This is a genomic window from Arthrobacter sp. E3, from assembly GCF_017353415.1.
Lineage (GTDB): Bacteria > Actinomycetota > Actinomycetes > Actinomycetales > Micrococcaceae > Specibacter.
Window position 1 is genome coordinate 23,648 of the sequence record NZ_JAFMPX010000022.1, and the last position, 19,810, is coordinate 43,457.

A 19,810-nucleotide genomic window follows, 5' to 3' on the forward strand; every position below is an offset into this window, starting at 1 on the left:
GCGGCGAGCCCCCGACCATGGAGGCGTTGAAGACCATCCGCGTTTTCGCAACCGCACTCCTGCGCGCATTCTACCGCTTCCCCGTCATCAGCAAGAGAAGCGACAGCAGGGTACGAAAAAACCCGCCGTCCCCGGCGTGAAGCCAAGGAACAGCGGGTTTGTTTCGGTCGGGCTGACAGGATTTGAACCTGCGACCCCTTGACCCCCAGTCAAGTGCGCTACCAAGCTGCGCTACAGCCCGAAAGTTCAACTTCCGGAAGGTATCTCCCGTGGCTGAACCACCTGAAAAAGCTTACCCCATATAAAAGCTGGCGTAGACCAAATCAGCTGTGACCCGCGTTACTTCTTGCGGCTGCGCTTCTCACGCACGCGCATGCTGACCTCGATGGGCGTGCCCTCGAAGCCGAAGGTCTCACGCAAGCGGCGGGTGATGAAGCGGCGGTAGCCCGGATCCAGGAACCCGGTGGTGAACAGCACGAACTTCGGCGGACGGCTGGAAGCCTGCGTGCCAAAGAGGATGCGGGGCTGCTTTCCGCCACGCACGGGGTGCGGGTGTTCCGAGACCAGTTCTCCTAGGAACGCATTCAAGCGGCCCGTGGGGATGCGGCGGTCCCAGTTTTCAAGGGCCAGATCAAGGGCGGGAACCAGCTTGTCCTTGTGCCAGCCGGTCTTGGCTGAAATGTTTACGCGCGGTGCCCACTCCACATGCGCCAGGTCCTGGTCGATTTCGCGTTCCAGGTACTTGCGGCGCTCGTCGTCCATCAAGTCCCACTTGTTGAACGCCAGCACCAGGGCGCGGCCGGATTCAATGGCCAACTGCAGAATGCGCACATCCTGCTCGCTGAGCACCTCGTCCACGGCCATCAGCACCACGGCAACTTCGGCCTTTTCCAGCGCGGTCTGCGTGCGCAGCGACGCGTAGAAGTCGGCACCTTGCTGCATGTGCACGCGGCGGCGGATGCCTGCTGTGTCCACGAAGCGCCACGTGCGGTCGCCCAACTCAATGAGCTCATCCACGGGGTCGCGCGTGGTGCCGGCAACATTGTCAACGACAACGCGCTCGGTACCTGCCAGCTTGTTCAGCAAGGAGGACTTGCCCACGTTGGGACGGCCCAGCAACGCGATGCGGCGCGGGCCTCCGGTGCGTTCCACACCGGCGACGGCGGAGAACTCCGGCAGCACCTCCATGACCTTGTCCAGCATGTCGGCAACGCCGCGGCCGTGAACAGCGGAAACCGGGTACGGCTCTCCCAGTCCCAGACCCCACAGCGTGGCGGCTTCGGCTTCCTGGACCAGGTCGTCGATCTTGTTGCCGACCAGGATGACGGGCTTCTTGGACTTGCGCAGCATCCGCACAATGGCTTCATCGGAAGAGGTGATACCCACCATGGCATCAACCACCAGCAGTACGGCGTCAGCCATTTCCACGGCGATCTCAGCCTGCTCGGCAACGCGCAGGTCCAGACCGCGGGCATCACGCTCCCAGCCACCGGTGTCCACCAGCGTGAAGCAACGCCCACTCCAGTCAGCTGTGTACTGCACGCGGTCGCGGGTCACCCCGGGGGTGTCCTCCACGACTGCTTCGCGGCGACCCAGGATGCGGTTCACCAGCGTGGACTTGCCCACGTTGGGCCGTCCCACAATGGCCAGCACCGGGTCCTGACGGTGCGCGTCTACGCTGGTGCCGTCGTCGAACTCGCCGGAGAGCAGTGCTGCATCCTCGGCGTCGAGCTCGTAGCTGGCAAGGCCAGCGAGAAGGCCGGCTGCGCGGGCGTCGGCGTCCTCGTCGGAGATGGCCGCCACCCGCTCAGCTACATGGTCGGTGCCTGTGGGCGCATAGTCCTGGTGACCAACTTCACCATCGCTGGCGGGGGTGGGTGACGTGGAGTCGCTCATGGTTACTGTCCTTTGTGCTTTGAAGAAAGGTGGTCATCCGCAGGCAATTCCTGCCCAGTTACGGCTTGGGATGCGGAAATATGGGCCGCCAGCCGCTGGCGGATTTGTTCAGTTGCCCTGTCCATTGAAACACGGCCGGAAACTCCCGGTTCGCGCGTGATCAACAGGGGTTCGCCAAACACCACGTGTAGATTGCGCCGCGGTGCTGGAATTTTGTCGCGATGTTCCCCGGGGAGCCTAGTGCCAAGGATGGCCACAGGGACGACGGCGGCCCCCGAGTTCAGTGCCAGCCACGCCACTCCGCTGTTCATGGCGGAGGCGTCCCCGCTCCCCCGGGTGCCTTCGGGCAGGATTCCGATGCAGTCGTTGCGGTCAAGGATGGCCTTGGCGTATTGCAACGCGCCTCGGTCTCCGTTCCGGTTGACGGGGATTTGTCCGGAGCTGCGCAGCACCCAGCCGAGGAAGCCCTTGAACATGTCATGGCGGACCATGACGTGCATATACCGGCTGCTGGCACCGACCATGACGGGGCCGTCAAGGTAGCTCAGGTGGTTGGCGGCGAACACAACAGGGCCGTGTTGGGGGACGTTTTCCTTCCCCAACACGGTTGTGTTGTAGATGCCGTGATCCAGCAACCGCCCCAGCGGACGGCTCCAGCGTGTTTTCCACCGCGGTGGCACGGCTGTGAGGGCGAGTAGCGCCTTGTCCTTCGGTTTCATGCAGCCGGGCCCTCATTCACGCATTGGCGCACCACGTTAATGACTGCGGCCACGGTTTGTTCGAAGTCGAGGTCCGAGGAGTCCACCGTGTACACGCCGTCCGCGGCGCGCTGGAAGTCAACGACTGTTGAGTCCTTGGCGTCACGGGCCAGCACCTGTTCCGCCAGCTGCGCAGCGCTCTGGGTGCCGCCGAGCTGCAAGCCCCGGCGCCTCATGCGGGCTGCTTCGCTGGCGGTCAGGATCAGCCTGGCCTCGGCATCGGGAGCCACCACCGTGGTAATGTCCCTGCCCTCAACCACGATGCGGCGATCGCTGGCGGCAATAATGTCCTGCTGGCGACGCACCAACGCAGCGCGTGCACCCAGGTTCGTGGCGACGGAGCTGACGGAAGCCGAAATCTTGGGGTCACGGATGGCGTCCGTGACGAAAACGCCGTTAACTTTCACGAACTCGGTGTCCGGCTCCAGGCTCTGCTCAATTTTGATGGTCCTGGCGGCAGCTTCAACGGCCGTGGCATTCGCGAAATCAATGTTGGCGTTGATGCAGTGCCAGGTCACGCTGCGGTACATGGCGCCGGTGTCCAGGAACGCCAACCCGAGACGCGTCGCCACGGCTTTGCTGACGCTCGATTTGCCGGAGCCGGAAGGACCGTCCATGGCAATCACGAGGGATTTACCCATGCGCAGTTGCTGTATATCAGCAATATTTAGTTCAGCGTTACTCATTGAATGACCTTCCAACCGCGTTCCGTCAATTCGTCCACCAGCGCCACGCGTCGCGACGGCAGTACAGAGAGTTCCACCATGCCCACTTGCAGCCCGGCGGAGTGATCCAGGCGCAGGTCCTCGACGTTGACGCCAATCTCACCAATTTCGGTGAGCAGCTTCGCGATCTGGCCAGGCTTGTCGTCAACAAGCACCGTAAGCCACGAGTAGTGCTGAGCCGGGCCGCCGTGCTTGCCCGGGATGCGGCTCTCGCCGGCGTTGCCTTCCGCCATGAGCTGGGCCAGGTCCAGGCGCGCCCCCGGTGCGGTGGGTGCGCTCAGTGTGTTGATCAGCCTGTCCAGGTCGGTGCGGACACCTTCCATTATGGCCAACAGCTTGGGGGCGTTGGCGCCTAGAATCTGCACCCACAGCGTGGGGTCGCTGGCGGCGATGCGGGTGGTGTCGCGCAAGCCGTTCCCGGCGAGTGACAGCGCGTGCGACGGTGTCTCCTGCAACCGGCTTGCCACCAGGGATGCCATCACCTGGGGCAGGTGCGAGACCAGTGCCACAGCGCCGTCGTGCTCGTCGGGGGTGAAGCGGAACACCACGGCGTCCAGGTCGATCGCCAGCGAATGTGCCACCTTGATGGCGTGCGCCGAACTTGCCTCTGACGGGCACAGCACCCACGGCATGGAGTTGAAAAGCTCCCCACGCGCGGCAACCGGGCCGGAGCGCTCCCGCCCGGCCATGGGGTGCGTGCCCACATACCGCGCCAGCGCAACTGCATCCAACGCCATCGAATCCAGCGCCGCGATGGCTTGGATTTCGGCCAGCACGGAGCCCTTGACGCTGGCAATGTCCACCACGACGGCGGACGGGTACCGAACAAGCGCGGCAGCCACCACGTTGGCGGTGACATCCGGCGGGGCGGCCACCACAACAAGCTCGGGGCTTAGTGCCTCGGCCGTGTCGAAGGCGCGCCCGGCACCGATGTCCACGGCAACGGCCTGCGCCGACGGCGAAGGGTCACTCAGAACAACGTCAAGGCCGTGCGCACGCAGCCCCAAACCAATGCTGGCCCCCAGCAGTCCGCTGCCAAGGACCAGCACCGGCCCACACAAGTGCGAAGGATTCATCCGCTGTTTACATCCCCACGTCTGCGAGCAGGTAGCCCACTTCATGGCGGCCCAAAACGCGGACGCTGCCCTGGCGCTGGTCGCCCAGGGCAATGGGGCCGAACTTCACGCGGACCAGGCGCTCAACGGGGTAGCCCACTGCGTCGAACATGCGCCGCACAATGCGGTTTTTACCGGAGTGGAGGACCACTTCAGCGAGCACGTGGCCCGGCGTTGAATCGACAAGGCGGAAGGAGTCCACCTTTTGCCAACCGTCTTCAAGCTCCACGCCGTCCTTGAGCTGGGCGCCGATGCCGTGGGCCATCGGGCCGCGCACCTGGACCAAGTAGGTCTTGGGGATGCCGTATTTCGGGTGGCTGAGGCGGTTGGACAGTTCGCCATCGTTCGTCAACAGCAGCAAGCCCTCGGTGCTGGTGTCCAAGCGGCCCACGTGGAACAGGCGCTCACGGGTCTGGCGCTTCTTCAGGAAGTCGCTGATGCACGGGCGGCCCTCGGGGTCATCCATCGTGGACACGACACCCTTGGGCTTGTTGAACACCATGTAGACCATGGATTCGTTCGTCTGGATGGTCATGCCGTCCACGGCGATTTCTGCGGTTTCCGGATCCACGCGCAGGCCCAGCTGGGTGACGGTGACGCCGTCAACCTGGACGCGGCCTTCAAGGATCATGTCTTCACACAGGCGGCGCGATGCCACACCGGCCTGTGCCATGACCTTTTGCAGGCGCACACCGTCAACGTTGTGAATGTCAATGTCATCCGTGGTGCGCTCCGGGCGGCGGTTCTGCTCGGTGGGCCGGTTCTTGCTTGCGGAGACGGTGCGCCCATACTGTTCGTTCTTGAACGGGCGGGCACCGGTCTGGCTGGGCTTGCGGGCGCCGGGCTTTGAACTGGCACCCTGGTATCCGCCTGACTTGGGCGCACCGGACTTGCCACCGGACTTGAAGCCGCCCGATTTCGGTGAACCGGCCTTGAAGCCGCCTGCCTTCGGCGCTCCTGAGCGCGGTGCACCTGACTTCGGTGCGCCGGAGCGGGGCTTGCCGCCTCGGGGTTGATTCTGTCCGGACGAGCTTCCGGAACGGGGCGACGGTGTCATTGAATAATCCTTAGGGTGTTAAAAGTTGTGGTCATGCTAAAAGTGTGAATCATCGAAATCCTGGAGGTTTTCCAGACCGGGCAGGTGCGGTGCAATCCGCGGCAGTTCTTCCACGTCCCCCAACCCCAGCCGTTCCAAAAAATACGCCGTGGTGCGGTACAAGAATGCCCCGGACACCGGATCGGTGCCCACTTCCTCAATCAGCCCGCGCTGTGCAAGAGTCCTCACCACCGAGTCCACGTTAACTCCGCGAATCGCGGAAACACGGGCTCGGGAAACTGGCTGGCGATAGGCAATCACCGCCAAAGTCTCCAAGGCTGCCTGCGTGAGCCGGGCCGTTTGGCCGTCCACAACAAACTGGGACACAATCTCGGCGTAAGCAGCGCGTGAATAAACACGCCATCCCCCGGCCAGTTGCCGAAGTTCAAAGCCGCGAACCGGTAAGGTGCCACCCTCTCCAGTATAGCCGTCGTACTCCCTCGCCAGTTCGTGCAATAGCTCACGTACCGCGGCTGTGGGCAGGCCCACAACATGGGCCAGTTGTTCTTCGCCGACAGGTTCGTCAACCACCATCAGAACAGCTTCCAAGGCGGCCTTGACACTGCTTCTGGTTTCCAGCGATTCAGTTTCCGGGTGGTCAAGGTCGTCAGACATGGCTGCTCACCGCCTCCTGATCGAAGTCGCTGTCAGTCCTGGGGGAATGAACCACGCCGGCACTCCACCGCACCAGCAATTCCCCCAGCGGCTTGGCTTGGTCGAACGCCACCATTTGGTCCCTGAACAGTTCAAGCAGGGCCAGGAAGCGGGCAATGACCACCATGGACGTGGCGGCGTCAGCTGTCAGGGTGGCAAAGGAAAGGGCCGGTGCGCTCCAGCTGGAATGCTCCCCACCGGCGTCGGGCATCCCCGCCGTCAGTAAAGCCATGATGATGGCGGCCTGGTCCCTGACGCTGACGGGCTGCACGTGAAGGTGCGCCACACCCACGTGCGTGCTGGGCGCTTCCTTCGTTTCCATCGCCTTGGCGGCCAGAGCGGCAAATTGCTCCGGGGTATGGCGCCACACCAATTCGGGCAACACAGCCGCGAAGTGTGGTTCCAACCCCACTTGGCGGGGGAAGCGCTGGGCTTCACGGTCAAGTTCGGCACCCATGATGGTGGCAACTTCCTTGAAGGCCTTGTACTGCAGGAGCCGCGCAAACAGGAGGTCGCGGGCTTCCAGGAGAGCCAGGTCTTCATCGCTCTCCACCTCCCCTGCGGGCAGGAGGCGGGCGGCTTTCAAGTCCAAAAGGGTTGCGGCCAGCACCAGGAATTCACTGGCTTCATCCAGCGCCCATTCCTGGCCGAGCTCCTGCAGGGCCTTCAAGTAGCTGATGAATTCATCGGTGACTGTGGCGATCGCCACGTCCGTGATGTCCATCTCATGCTTGGAAATCAAGCCCAAAAGCAGGTCGAAGGGGCCCGTGAAGTTGTCCAAACGGACTTCAAAACGTGCGGGTTTCCCTACCTGCGTGCCTGCCGCGATCCCCGCGACCTGTGGTGTTTGCGCCAAGTTACGGAGCGCCTCCGCGGGCGATCAGTTCTTTCGCCAGGCGGCGGTATGATTCGGCGCCCTGGTGGTTGCCCGCATACGTGGTGATGGGTTCGGCCGCCACGGATGCGTCCGCGAACTTGATGGTTCGCTTGATGACGGTTTCGAAAACCTTGTCGCCGAACGCTTCCACCAGGCGGGCCAGGACCTCGCGGGCGTGCAGGGTGCGGGCGTCGTACATGGTGGCCAGCACGCCGTCGACCTGCAGGCGCGGGTTCAGGCGATCCTGGACCTTGTCGATGGTTTCCACCAACAAGGCCACGGCGCGCAGCGAGAAGAACTCGCAGATCAGCGGGATGATCACGCCGTGGGCGGCCGTGAGTGCGTTGACGGTCAACAGGCCAAGTGAAGGCTGGCAGTCAATGAGGACCACGTCGTAGTCGTCCTCGACCTTGCGCAGTGCGCTGGCCAGGACCTGCTCGCGGGCCACCTCGTTGACGAGCTGAACCTCAGCGGCGGACAAGTCAATGTTCGCCGGCAGGATGTCGATGTTCTCGATCTCCGTGTGGATGATGGCGTCGCGGATGTCCACCTTGCGGTCCATCAAAACGTTGTAGACGGTGATGTCGAGTTCGTGGGGGTTGGTGCCCAGCCCGGCAGAAAGCGCGCCCTGGGGGTCGAAGTCCACGAGCAGCACTTTGCGCCCCGCCTCGGCAAGGGCGGCACCCAAGTTGATGGTCGACGTCGTCTTTCCCACCCCGCCCTTTTGGTTCACCATCGCGATGACTCGGGCCGGGCCGTGGGACGAAAGAACCGGCGGTTCGGGGAATTCCGTCAGGGGGCGCCCTGTGGGTCCCAGTACGTCCTCGCCGGCGAGTGCCGTTGCACCCTGCTCGTTGCTCACCTGTCAGTCCACTCTTTCGCTGCTAATTTATACACCACTGCCACCCTCTAGGTTACCGGTTCTGAAGGAGAACTTTTGGACATTTGCCGCCGAAGGGTTTTGAGCCTTGACCCTCAAGTGGAAGCTGAACGTTGCCTGAGAGGGTCCATGGGGATCACGAGCCTATACTTCCAAGTGATGAGCAAAGCAACCAGTCCCTCCCGCAAGTCCCCTCCCTCACGCCCCGATGTGGTGCGTGCTGAGAAGCTAGAAGCTGGCTACAGCGGCAAAGGCGTGTGCGGCATTGTCAGCTTCAGCTTGCACGCCGGGCAGTCACTGGCGTTGGTGGGACCCAATGGGGCCGGCAAGTCCACGGTGGTCAAAACGGTGGTGGGCCAGCTGGAGCCGGTGTCTGGAATCACATTGATCAACGGCTCCGAAGTCGATGACCGCACACTGGATTTTCGCCGGGAGGTGGCAGTTGTTTTCGATGATGATGCCTTTTTCCCGGCCTTGACGGTTGAGGAGCATCTGGCCATTGTCTCGGCCGGGCATGGCGTGGAAGATGTGGAGGACGTCATTGCCACCGAGCTGGAGTTCTTTGGACTGACGGCCATGGCGAAATCGCGGCCCTACAACCTTTCCTCGGGACAGCGCCGCAGGATGCTGCTCGCTTCGGCGTTTGTGCGTCCGCGCTCTCTGCTGGTGCTCGACGAGCCGGAGCAGCGCCTGGACACAGCCATGCGGCACAAGCTGGCCACGCGCCTCCGAGCTGAGGTTGACGCCGGGCTTGCCCTGCTGGTCGTCACGCACGACCCCGACTTTCTCGACACGGTGGCCACCAAGGCGTTGTTCATTGCGGACACCATCCACACCATGACGCCGAGGCAGGCAGCCACCGCCATCGCCTCCGAGAACCCGCACGCGGACTAGGCACCTCATGAGTATGAAGATCAACCAGCGCTTCAGCGCCAAAGACATCCGCCAATACACGTTCCGAGCCGGGCTCAGCCGCACCGAGGGCGGGCTGTTGGAACTAGTCTCCGAGGTTTACACGTCCATTTTGGGCGCGCTGACACTACTCACCATGGCCGGGGCGCTCATCGTAGCCCTACGCCACAGCTTGGGAGTGGGGGACGAATCTGCACTGCTGGCCTCGGCCGTCGCCCCCGGATTCCACTCCGTGACCCTGCTCCAGGCCAGCGCAACGGTGCTGTTGACATTGGCAGCGGCCCTGTTGTCGGTGGAGATGACCATGGGTCCGGTCGCCATGACCCTGCCGCAGACGGCCTGGTGGCTGGGACTTCCCGTCCGCCGTCGTGGTTTCATCCAGCCCGGATTCCTGAAGTCACTGATCTGGCCGTCGGCCGCTGCAGTAGTGGTGGTGCTCCCCATGGCCCTGGGCATGGTGGCTGAGCCCACGCCCGGCCGGTTGGCGCTGTCGGTTTTGTGCGGCCTGGGCCTGGCCTGGGTGCTGTACGGCATTGCCTGCTGTTGCCAAATCACCGATTCCGGCGCGTGGTTGAAGAAGGTCATGGGTGCCATCACGCTGCTCGCGCCGCTGACACTCGTGGCCACGGCGCTGTACAACAACGGTGCTGGTCGTGACGCCATCACGGCTGCGAACACGGCATGGATGGAGTACCTGCCCACCAGCTGGCCCCTGTTGGTGGGCGACGGCGCGACTTGGCCGCTGCTGCTGGTGGTCCTCGCGCTGGGCTTGCTTGCCCTGGTGTTTTTACACCTTGAACGCATCACCACCGCACAGCTGAAGGCCAGCGCCGCAGCTGGCGCCTACGCGACCAGCTCCTTACTGTCGATGGACGCCACCGAGTTGTCCCGATCGCTGGGCGGAGCGACTTCCGTGGGGAAGAGCAGAGTTCGGCTACCGCTGATCTTCAAGGGCGGCACGGCCCTTTCCCGCAGTGTCAAGACACTCATCAGCACTCATGCCACCATGGCCCTGCGCTCCCCCGCAACGCTGTTGCGTGTACTGGTGCTCGCCGCCGTGCCAGCTTCATTGGCCTCAGTGGAGTTTTTGGGCAATGCAATCCTGATTGCCGTGGCGTTGTACCTGTGCGCACATTTTGCGGCCACCACGCTGGGGGCCACGGCCCGGTTCTCTGCAGGCAATCCGGCCGTGGACATGCTCATGCCACTGCCGGCCAAAACTGTGCGCTTGGTGCACTATGTGGTGCCGGCTGTGCTCATGACATTGTGGGCGCCCATCTGCTTTGGTTTGCTGCTGGCGCTCGGTGTGGGCTCCCCGTCGCTGCTTATTCTTGCCATCCTGGCCGGGCCGGGTCTCGGTGCGGCCACGTTGCGCGCGGCTTTCCGCCCCACTCCGGACTGGAACATGCCGGCGGTTGCCTCCCCAACGGGGCCCATCCCGATGGGTGCCATCAAGGCCTTTTTGATCGGCCCGGACCTGACACTGATCGTGCTGCTTCCGGTACTGATCGCCCTGATAGCAGGCGGTGTCCCGGCCATCGCCTTCCCGATCCAGCTGACACTGACATTCTTGGCCTACACGTGGGGCACGCACATTCGCAAGCCCAAGTCAGCCAAGGACGGCGGCCTGTTCGGCATGGCACCGGTCCCCGTGAAGAAGTAGCCGCAATCCCTTGCGGCCCCGGCACCGGTAACCAATAACCAGCAATCAATACTGCAGCTGATGCGGGTCAGAGCGCCGGACACCCGCATCAACTGCAGTACGAATCCCGGCAACCCGCAGGAGCTACAGTACGAATCCCGGTAACCCGCAGGAGCTGCAGTATGAATTCCGCCGGCCCGTCGTCGGCTCAGGGGCCGGGCTGACGCCGGGCCGGATTGTGTGGCACAACCCACACCGTTTACTATGGCTGAGGCGTGCTCTGCGCCACACCTACGCCGTGCCTACCCGCGCGTCTCACATCCTTCGACCCGAGGACACCCCTTGAAGAAGCTAAAATCCATCCCCCTGCTCGGCTGGATCATCCTGGCCATCATCCTAGGCATTCTCACCGGCCCCGTCATGCCCGTGTGGCTTGGCAGTGTGTTTCTGACCTACAACTCGATCTTCTCGGGGTTCCTCGGCTTTATAGTGCCGTTGATCATCCTGGGGCTCATCATGCCTGCCGTTGCCGAACTCGGCAAGGGCGCCGGAAAGTGGCTCGGCATCACCGCCGCGATGGCCTACGGCTCCACGATCCTCGCTGGATTGCTTGCGTACTTCGTAAGCCGGTGGCTGTTCACGTCGACACTGTCCGGCGGCGGTCTCAAGGAATTTGGAGCAGAATCCGGATCAGGATTCACCCCGTTCTTGTCGGTCGTGAGCAGTGCAGGAGACTCAGCGACTGAGATCGTGCTTCCTCCGGTGATTGGTGTCATGAGCGCCCTGGTGCTCGCGTTCGTGATCGGCATCGGCCTCACCGCGTTCCACAGCAAGGTGCTCTTCCGTGGGGCCGTTGAGTTCCGTACCATCATCGAAGCCGTGATCCGCAGGCTGATTGTTCCCGCACTGCCGCTGTTCATCTTCGGCATCTTCATGGACTTGTCCGCGAGCGGCTCCGCCATGGTAGTCGTGACGAAGTTCTTGCTCGTGGCGGTTGTATCCCTTGCGTTGACGTTCGTGGTGCTGCTCGCGCAGTACACGGTGGCTGGCACCATGTCAGGAAAGAACCCGTTGAAGGCTCTGTGGACCATGCGCGATGCATACTTCACGGCACTGGGCACCTCATCCTCAGCCGCAACAATCCCCGTAACGCTGGCGTCCACCAAGAGGAACGGCGTCTCCGACTCGGTAGCAGGCTTCGTTGTACCGCTTTGCGCCACGATTCACTTGTCCGGTTCGATGGTGAAGATCACCTGCTTCTCAATCGCGGTACTGCTCCTTACCGGCGGTGACGTGTCGTTCGCGGCATACCTGCCGTTCATCTTGATGCTGGGCATCATGATGATCGCCGCCCCGGGCGTTCCCGGCGGCGCAATCGCCGCCGCTGCGGGCCTGCTCACGCAGATGCTTGGGTTCGGCGAAATCGAGGTGGGGCTCATGTTCGCGGCGTACATTGCGCTCGACAGCTTCGGCACGGCCGCGAATGTGACCGGCGATGGCGCGATCGCCCTGGTCATGAACAAGCTCACGCGCGGCCACCTCGGCTCGCAGGCACAAGATCCGGCCGACGAAGACGTTGAAGCCGGAGAAGGCAGCGAAACCGAAGTCCACGCCCTGGCGTAGTAGGCAACTGCAGCATTCATGTTGCAGCTGATGCGGGTCCCGCAGCCGGCCACCCGCATCAGCTGCACTATGGACAAGGCCCGTGGGTCAAAGTCCCGGACAAGACCTAGTTCGGCCGCAGGATCGGACGCAGGTAGTCCACCACGGAGCTGTCCTCGATGGTGGAGGGCACCGTGTAATTGTCCCCGTCGGCAATCTGGCGCATGGTCTTGCGCAGGATCTTCCCTGAGCGGGTCTTGGGCAGGGCGTCCACAATGGTGGCGTTCTTGAAGTCAGCCACGGGCCCGATCTCTTTGCGCACCAGCGCCACCAATTCACGCTCCAAGTCGGCGGCTTCAATGACCACCCCGGCCTTGAGCACCACGAAGCCCACAGCTTTTTGGCCCTTCAGCGTGTCAGCAATGCCAATGACGGCGCATTCAGCCACGGCAGGGTGCGTGCCCAGCACCTGCTCCATGCTTCCAGTGGACAGCCTGTGCCCGGAAACGTTGATGATGTCATCGGTGCGGCCCATGACAAACACATAGCCATCCTCATCACGGTAACCAGAATCCCCGGTCGTGTAGAAGCCGTCAAACACGCTCAAATACGAATCCACATAACGTTGGTCGTCGTTCCACAACGTGGTCAGCGTGCCAGGGGGCAGCGGCAGCGCCAGCACAATGTTGCCCTCCTCCCCCGGCGCCACCTCATCACCGAACGCATCCACAATCCGCAGGTCGTAGCCCGGCAGCGGCAGCGATGGCGACCCGGCCTTGATCGGCAGCCCGCCCATCCCCTGCGGATTACCCACGATTCCCCAGCCGGTCTCGGTCTGCCACCAGTGGTCCACCACCGGCACACCCAGCACCTTCGAGGCCCAGTGGAACGTGTCGGTATCCAGGCGCTCACCGGCCGTGAACAGCGTTTGCAGGGTGCCGACGTCGTGCTCCTTCAGCAGCGCCGCCTCCGGATCCATCTTGCGAATGGCGCGCAGGGCAGTCGGTGCCGTAAACAGCGCCTTGACCCCGTGCTGGGCAATGACACGCCAAAATGCGCCGGCGTCGGGCGTGCCCACCGGCTTGCCCTCGTACATCAGCGTCGTGGCGCCGGCGAGCAGCGGCCCGTACACAATGTAGGAGTGACCCACCACCCAGCCCACGTCCGACGCCGTCCACCACACGTCCCCGGCATGGATGTTGTACAGCTTGTCCATGGTCCACATCAGTGCGACGGCGTGTCCCCCGTTGTCGCGCACCACCCCCTTGGGCAGGCCCGTGGTGCCGGAGGTGTAAAGCACGTAGAGCGGGTCAGTGGACTTCACCATGACCGGATCAGCTGGTTGGGCGACAGCCATGGCCGCGTCCCAGTCGAGAGACTTGAGCTCAAGTTCGACGGCGCTCTCGGCAAAGCCCTCCCGTCGCTTGATGATGACGGGCAGTTCCGGGACGCCGGCCTTGGCGAGGGCCTCGTGCACGGTTGGCAGGTAGTTGATGTGCTTGTTGGGCTCAATCCCGCCGGACGTGGTGACCACTGCCTTGGGCGCTGCATCCCGGATCCGCAGGGACAACTCGCTGGCGGCAAAACCTCCAAACACCACCGAGTGGATGGCCCCCAAGCGGGCCGTGGCGAGCATGGCGATGGCGGCTTCGGGAATCATGGGCAGGTAGATGACCACGCGGTCGCCCCTGCCCACGCCCTGGCTGCGCAGCACACCGGCAAACTTTGCCACCTCGGCCGTGAGCTCACTGTACGTGTAGGTGGTGACTTTCCCGCTCATGGCGGAATCGTGGATCAGTGCGGGTTGGTCCCCGCGCCCGTCGGAAACATGCCGGTCCAGGGCGTTGTGGCAAGTGTTCATTTCCCCGTCCGGGAACCACCGGCTCAACGGTGCGTCCACGTCGCTGTAGGCAAGCGTTGGCTTCTGGGACCAGTCGACGGCCCCGGCGGCCTCAAGCCAAAATTCTTCAGGCTTGCTGATGCTGCGCTGGTATTCCTCGCTGAAACTGATGTCATGCAGGGGCATTCCGGTTCTCCATCCACGGTGATGTGATGAGTGTCATACTATCCATGAATCGGGCCACTCAGCAAGACCTTTTGTATACATAAATTGTGTATTCATGACTATTGAATGAATTATTGTCCAAAATGCACAATCTTTGTATACACTGATGGGACGTTACATTCCGAGCACCCCGGCGGTGCGCCACAGCAGGCAGGAGGATCGATGCGAGCCAGCGAACGCGCCTATGCCGCCTTGCGCAGCGACATCATCGAATGGCGGCTGACCCCCGGCACCGTCCTAGGCGAGGTGGAACTCTCAGAACGTTTGGGCGTCTCACGCACCCCGATCCGTGAGGCACTGGCCAAGCTCAGTGCCGAAGGCCTAGCGAAACCGCAAAGCGGGCGTGGGGTGGTGGTCAGTGAAATTTCCCTTGACCACTTGGACGAGCTTTTTGAGCTGCGCTCCGCCCTTGAGTGCCGGGCCGCCGAACTTGCCGCACAGCGAGGGGACCCCGCAGTCTTCCGCGCGCTGTACGAACAACTGGTCAACGCAGGAGAACTCCTCACCAGCGAAGACCCCACCCGCTACGACTACTACCGTCTCGTGGGTGAGCTGGACACGGCGGTCGATGCCGCAGTCGGAAATCATTACCTGAACTTGGCGCTGAAGAACCTGCGAGTGCACCTGGTGCGGGTCCGCCGGCTGGGCAAAGACAACCCGACCAGGCTGCGCGACGCAGCACGTGAACATGCTGCTATCGCCCTGGCCATCGCCAATGGCAACGCCGCCGTAGCAAGTGCCGCCACCACCGTCCACCTGGACAACAGCCTGCGCCACCTCCTCGGCACGGCTGCCCAAGAACTTGCCCACCACCATGTTTCCCCCGAGAAAGGAACACCATGACCATCAACCACACAGTCCGCGTTTACAAGAGCGAGGAAAACCTGGCCCGAGAGGACCAGCTCGCGTACAAGATCGCCAAGGTTGCCGCCGACCCCGTTGCCGTCGACGACGACGTGGCCGCCATGATCATCAACCGCGTCATTGACAACGCCTCGGTGGCCGTCGCTTCCCTGAACCGCGGACCCATTGTGGCGGCCCGCGCCCAGGCTCTCACCCACGCCCCGTCCACCGGCGGCTCCGGAGCAAACGTCTTTGGCATCACGGAGAGGGTGTCCCCTGAGTGGGCCGCCTGGGCCAACGGTGTGGCCGTTCGCGAGCTGGATTACCACGACACTTTCCTGTCCGCCGAATACTCCCACCCGGCTGACAACATCCCGCCGATCCTCGCCGTTGCCCAGCACACCGGGGCAACGGGCGCAGACCTGTTGCGCGGACTTGCCACCGGCTATGAAATCCAGGTTGACCTGGTGAAGTCCATCTGTCTGCACGAGCACAAGATTGACCACGTGGCCCACCTCGGACCGTCCGCCGCTGCCGGTATCGGCACCCTGCTGGGCTTGGAAGTGGAGACCATTTTCCAGGCCGTCGGCCAGGGCCTGCACACCACCACCGCCACCCGCCAGTCACGCAAGGGCGAAATTTCCACGTGGAAGGCGCACGCCCCCGCGTTCGCCGGCAAGATGGCCGTTGAGGCAGCCGACCGTGCCATGCGCGGACAGACATCCCCCGTGCCGATCTACGAAGGCGAAGACGGCGTCATCGCGTGGATGCTCGATGGCCCCGACGCCAACTACACCGTGCCACTGCCGGCCGACGGCGAAGCCAAGCGCGCCATCCTTGACACGTACACGAAGGAACACTCAGCCGAATACCAGGCCCAGGCGTGGATCGATTTGGCCCGCAAGCTGCACAAGGAGCACCCGGAGGCCACCGACCCCGCGAACGTGGAGAGCGTGCTGATCAAAACCAGCCACCACACCCACTACGTGATCGGCTCCGGAGCCAACGACCCGCAGAAGTACGATCCCACCGCCTCACGCGAGACCCTTGACCACTCCATCCCGTACATCTTCACGGTGGCACTGCAGGACGGTTCATGGCACCACGTGGACTCCTACTCCCCCGAGCGCGCCGGCCGTCCCGACACCGTGGAGCTGTGGCACAAGGTCACCACGGAGGAGGACGCCGAATGGACGCGCCGCTACCACTCCCTGGATATTGCCGAGAAGGCGTTTGGCGGCACTGTGGTCATCACGCTCAAGGACGGAAGCGTCATCGAGGAGTCAATCGCCGTCGCCGACGCACACCCGCTCGGCGCCCGGCCGTTTGCCCGCGCCCAGTACATCAACAAGTTCCGCACCTTGGCTGCCGGCCTCGTGGAGGAAGCCGAGATCAACCGCTTCATCGCGGCAGCGGAAAATCTGCCCAACCTGGCCGCCGGGGAACTGGACCAGTTGAACATCCAGGCGGCGCCCGGCGTCGTCGATCTGGCGGCTTCGCCCAAGGGTCTGTTCTAAGATGCTGTACTCCAAGAAAACTCCTGAGCAGAAGCGCCTGGACCTGCGCGGGATGCTGGTTCCCGGGGCTGCCGTGCAGTTCCCGGGCGCCTTCAACCCGCTCTCGGCGCGCCTCATTGAGGAAAAGAAGTTCGACGGCGTTTACATCTCAGGTGCCGTCATCGCCAACGAACTCGGGTTGCCGGACATTGGCATGACCACGATGACCGAGGTTGCTGCACGAGGCGCACAGATTGCACGGATGACGGATTTGCCGTGTCTCATTGACGCTGACACCGGTTTTGGTGAGCCCATGAACGTGGCCCGCACCATCCAGGAACTGGAAAACGCCGGGCTGGCGGGGTGCCACATCGAGGACCAGTTCAACCCGAAGCGCTGCGGCCACCTGGACGGCAAGAACATGGTGGACTTGGCAACGGCAGTCAAGCGCATCGCCGCTGCCGCCGACGCCCGGCGCGATCCGAACTTCCTCATCATGGCCCGCACCGATATTCGCGCCGTGGAGGGGCTGGATGCCGCCATTATGCGGGCCAAGGCCCTTGTCGACGCCGGCGCAGATGCCATCTTCCCCGAAGCCATGAAGAACGTGGCCGAGTTTGAGGCAGTGTGCAAGGCTGTCGATGTCCCGGTGCTGGCGAATATGACGGAGTTTGGAAAAAGCCAACTTTTCACCCGCGATGAGCTCGCTGCAGCAGGGGTCGCCATGGTGATTTACCCCGTCACTTTGCTGCGCAGCGCCATGGGTGCCGCCGAACGGGTCCTTGAGGCGATCAGTGCAGACGGCACGCAGAAATCGGCTGTGCCGGACATGCTGACACGTGCGCGCCTCTACGATCTGGTTGACTATGAGGCGTATAACCAATTTGATACAGGCATCTTCAATTTCCAGGTCCCCAGCTTGGACATCGACAACAACAACGCCAACCTCTAGGTCTACAAAGGAGTGCACACCGTGAGTGAAGAAGAAGTACGCAAGGGTTTGGCCGGGGTGGTCGCGGACTATACGGCCATTTCCAAGGTCAACCCCGAGTCCAATTCACTCCTGTACCGCGGTTACCCCGTGCAGGAGTTGGCGGCCAGCAAGTCCTTCGAGGAGGTGGCATTGCTGCTGTGGACGGGAGAGCTGCCCACCGAGGAAGCGCTGACCTCCTTTGAGGCGTTCGACCGAGCCAACCGCTCCCTCGACTCCCGCGTCAAGGCCGCCATCGATCTGCTGCCTGTCGACTGTCACCCCATGGACGTTGCCCGCACGGCCGTTTCAGTCGCGGGTGCCAACAATGCGCTGGCTGAGAACTCCTCCCCCGAGGCGGAATTGGAAAAAGCCAAGTCGCTCTTTTCCGAGTTCCCCGCCATCGTGGCCTACGACCAGCGCCGCCGCCGCGGCTTGGGCGTCGTGGAACCGCGCGACGATTTGGACTATTCCGCCAACTTCCTCTGGATGACGTTCGGCGAGGAGGCTGCACCTGAAGTGGTGGATGCCTTCCGCGTCTCCATGGTGCTGTATGCCGAACACTCCTTCAACGCCTCAACGTTCACGGCCCGTGTCATCACCTCCACACTCGCAGATCTGCACTCGGCTGTGACGGGTGCCATCGGCGCGCTCAAGGGCGCGCTGCACGGCGGCGCCAATGAGGCTGTCATGCACACCTTTGACGAGATTGGCATCCGGAAGGACGAGTCACGCGAGGAGGCTGCAGCTCGGGCCAAGGAATGGATGGAGGGCGCCCTGGCCGCCAAAAAGAAGGTCATGGGATTCGGTCACAGGGTCTACAAGAACGGTGATTCCCGGGTGCCCACCATGAAGGCAGCTCTTGAGAAGATGGTGGCCCACTACGACCGGCCGGAAATGATGGGTCTGTATGACGGACTGGAGGAGGCCATGGAAGAGGCGAAGGCGATCAAGCCCAACCTCGACTACCCGACCGGCCCCACGTACCACCTGATGGGTTTCGACACGGACATGTTCACGCCGCTGTTCATTGCCGCACGCATCACCGGCTGGACGGCCCACATCATGGAGCAGCGCGCTTCCAATGCCTTGATCCGTCCGCTCAGTGCATACAACGGCGTTGCTGAACGCCACGTGTCCTAGTCTTTTCGGAAGCACCACCTTTCAAGACAAGCCGCCGACCGCCCAAACTTGTGGGCGGGCGGCGGCTTTCTTGTTTCAGTTCTTGTTTCAGTTGCGCGCCGGAGCTGTTCCTTGAGGGTACTGTGAGGGAAAGCAGATATGAGCCAATCACTTGCAAAGGAGCATCATGGAAAAGTCATCCCTGACAGCACTGGCCCGGGAACTGATGGCTTCGGCCAAGACCAAGAACAGCGGCCGCAGCGCCCGCACCGTCTATGGAGGGCACGAGCGCATTCTGCGCCAGACCGTCGTGGCGTTGGCCGCAGGTTCCTCGCTGGATGAACATGACAACCCCGGCGAAGCAACTGTTCAAGTACTGAGCGGGCGAATTGTGCTCAAGGCCGGGGAGGTCAGCTGGGAAGGCGCCCCGGGCGATCACCTGGTGGTTCCGCTGGCCCGACACTGCGTTGACGCTTTGGAAGATTCCACATTCCTGTTGACGGTTGCCAAGCCCTGAACCAAGTTTTCAGCCGACCACCCGAGAAGGAGGGGAAGTTCCATCTTCCCCTCCTTCTCCGTCGGAGCGATGCTGATCAGGCGCAGCTAGTGTTCTGGTGCCGCATTGTGCGTGCTGGATGCCACCGTTTCGTTGTCGTCATTGAGCACAACCCGCCAGTTTCTTCTTTGCCCGGCAAGGAAAGCCGGAACCCAGTGGGTTGCATCCGCCCACATGCGCTCGTGCGGCAGCTGGTTCACCGGGTACCAAACTGGCCGCAGCTCGGAACTCTCTTCTGGCTCACCAACGAATTTCCGGCACAAGAACACCGTGGCGAACATGTCCCACGCGGGCTTGGCAGGGAAAACGAAGTCAACTGTTCCCGCCGGCACGAGGTCTGATTCCTCAATGATGAGGGTGCTTTCCTCTGCCACTTCTCGACAGATGGCCTGCTCAACGGACTCCCCCACTTCGACGTGCCCACCAATACCCACCACTTTCCCTGTCCCCATCATGCCTGTCTTCTTCACGCCGAGCAGCACCTCCTCAACACCTTCTGGATTGGTGCGGAGCGGGAAGCAGAGGGTCACTTGGGCAGCAGTCATGTTCCCAGCCTAGCGTTCCTTGCCAGCCATGGGCAGGCCCGGGACCATTGGTTCCG

The 19,810-nt window shown here is 62.8% G+C and carries 18 protein-coding genes and 1 tRNA gene; 8 read left to right on the top strand and 11 right to left on the bottom strand.

Annotated elements, in window-relative coordinates; translation table 11 throughout:
• Positions 1-167: 167 nt before the first annotated feature.
• The 9 genes from JMA46_RS10695 to JMA46_RS10735 form a co-directional block, all read right to left on the bottom strand.
• A tRNA-Pro gene (locus JMA46_RS10695) sits at positions 168-241 on the bottom strand.
• Between the two features lie 98 nt (positions 242-339).
• Entirely contained in the window at positions 340-1,896 is a 1,557-nt protein-coding gene (gene der, locus JMA46_RS10700; RefSeq protein WP_207345321.1) for a ribosome biogenesis GTPase Der, read from the bottom strand.
• A gap of 2 nt (positions 1,897-1,898) precedes the next feature.
• Positions 1,899-2,615 carry a lysophospholipid acyltransferase family protein gene (locus JMA46_RS10705; protein ID WP_207345322.1) on the bottom strand — a complete coding sequence of 239 codons (717 nt, stop codon included), beginning with the start codon at positions 2,613-2,615 and terminating at the stop codon, positions 1,899-1,901.
• Positions 2,612-3,340, bottom strand: a complete 729-nt coding sequence (cmk, locus tag JMA46_RS10710; protein WP_207345323.1) for a (d)CMP kinase — start codon at positions 3,338-3,340, stop codon at positions 2,612-2,614. The genes JMA46_RS10705 and cmk overlap by 4 nt, the downstream gene beginning before the upstream one ends.
• A complete protein-coding gene (locus JMA46_RS10715) occupies positions 3,337-4,455 on the bottom strand; it encodes a prephenate dehydrogenase (protein ID WP_207345324.1) in 1,119 nt (372 codons plus the stop codon). The genes cmk and JMA46_RS10715 overlap by 4 nt, the downstream gene beginning before the upstream one ends.
• A 7-nt stretch (positions 4,456-4,462) precedes the next feature.
• A complete protein-coding gene (locus JMA46_RS10720) occupies positions 4,463-5,551 on the bottom strand; it encodes a pseudouridine synthase (RefSeq protein WP_207345325.1) in 1,089 nt (362 codons plus the stop codon).
• A gap of 36 nt (positions 5,552-5,587) precedes the next feature.
• Positions 5,588-6,205 carry an SMC-Scp complex subunit ScpB gene (gene scpB, locus JMA46_RS10725; RefSeq protein WP_207345326.1) on the bottom strand — a complete coding sequence of 206 codons (618 nt, stop codon included), beginning with the start codon at positions 6,203-6,205 and terminating at the stop codon, positions 5,588-5,590.
• Positions 6,198-7,073: a ScpA family protein gene (locus JMA46_RS10730; protein ID WP_348770130.1), complete on the bottom strand. Its 876-nt coding sequence runs from the start codon at positions 7,071-7,073 to the stop codon at positions 6,198-6,200. Before JMA46_RS10730 ends, scpB begins: the two co-directional genes overlap by 8 nt.
• 28 nt (positions 7,074-7,101) lie before the next feature.
• A complete protein-coding gene (locus JMA46_RS10735) occupies positions 7,102-7,983 on the bottom strand; it encodes an AAA family ATPase (RefSeq protein WP_207345327.1) in 882 nt (293 codons plus the stop codon).
• Between the two features lie 177 nt (positions 7,984-8,160).
• On the opposite strand from JMA46_RS10735, the gene JMA46_RS10740 reads away from it, so the two are divergent.
• From JMA46_RS10740 to JMA46_RS10750, 3 genes are all read left to right on the top strand, one after another.
• On the top strand, positions 8,161-8,895 hold the full coding sequence (locus JMA46_RS10740; RefSeq protein ID WP_207345328.1) for an ABC transporter ATP-binding protein: 735 nt from the start codon (positions 8,161-8,163) through the stop codon (positions 8,893-8,895).
• Positions 8,896-8,902: 7 nt separating this feature from the next.
• The gene (locus tag JMA46_RS10745) at positions 8,903-10,576 is read left to right on the top strand and encodes a DUF6297 family protein (RefSeq protein ID WP_207345329.1); all 1,674 of its coding nucleotides are present in this window, start codon (positions 8,903-8,905) and stop codon (positions 10,574-10,576) included.
• Between the two features lie 321 nt (positions 10,577-10,897).
• A complete protein-coding gene (locus tag JMA46_RS10750; RefSeq protein ID WP_207345330.1) occupies positions 10,898-12,178 on the top strand; it encodes a cation:dicarboxylase symporter family transporter in 1,281 nt (426 codons plus the stop codon).
• A 106-nt stretch (positions 12,179-12,284) separates the two neighbouring features.
• On the opposite strand, the gene JMA46_RS10755 is transcribed toward JMA46_RS10750, so the two are convergent.
• Complete coding sequence (locus JMA46_RS10755; protein ID WP_247647236.1) at positions 12,285-14,183, bottom strand: AMP-binding protein; 1,899 nt, start codon at positions 14,181-14,183, stop codon at positions 12,285-12,287.
• A gap of 201 nt (positions 14,184-14,384) precedes the next feature.
• On the opposite strand from JMA46_RS10755, the gene JMA46_RS10760 reads away from it, so the two are divergent.
• The 5 genes from JMA46_RS10760 (at position 14,385) to JMA46_RS10780 (ending at position 19,170) form a co-directional block, all read left to right on the top strand.
• On the top strand, positions 14,385-15,065 hold the full coding sequence (locus tag JMA46_RS10760; RefSeq protein WP_207345331.1) for a GntR family transcriptional regulator: 681 nt from the start codon (positions 14,385-14,387) through the stop codon (positions 15,063-15,065).
• The gene (locus JMA46_RS10765) at positions 15,062-16,582 is read left to right on the top strand and encodes an MmgE/PrpD family protein (RefSeq protein WP_207345332.1); all 1,521 of its coding nucleotides are present in this window, start codon (positions 15,062-15,064) and stop codon (positions 16,580-16,582) included. The genes JMA46_RS10760 and JMA46_RS10765 overlap by 4 nt, the downstream gene beginning before the upstream one ends.
• A gap of 1 nt (position 16,583) precedes the next feature.
• Positions 16,584-17,513, top strand: a complete 930-nt coding sequence (gene prpB / locus JMA46_RS10770; protein ID WP_207345333.1) for a methylisocitrate lyase — start codon at positions 16,584-16,586, stop codon at positions 17,511-17,513.
• 21 nt (positions 17,514-17,534) lie between these two features.
• A complete protein-coding gene (locus JMA46_RS10775; protein ID WP_207345334.1) occupies positions 17,535-18,674 on the top strand; it encodes a bifunctional 2-methylcitrate synthase/citrate synthase in 1,140 nt (379 codons plus the stop codon).
• 166 nt (positions 18,675-18,840) lie between these two features.
• On the top strand, positions 18,841-19,170 hold the full coding sequence (locus JMA46_RS10780; RefSeq protein ID WP_207345335.1) for a cupin domain-containing protein: 330 nt from the start codon (positions 18,841-18,843) through the stop codon (positions 19,168-19,170).
• A gap of 86 nt (positions 19,171-19,256) precedes the next feature.
• On the opposite strand, the gene JMA46_RS10785 is transcribed toward JMA46_RS10780, so the two are convergent.
• Entirely contained in the window at positions 19,257-19,754 is a 498-nt protein-coding gene (locus JMA46_RS10785) for an 8-oxo-dGTP diphosphatase (protein ID WP_207345336.1), read from the bottom strand.
• Positions 19,755-19,810: the final 56 nt, after the last annotated feature.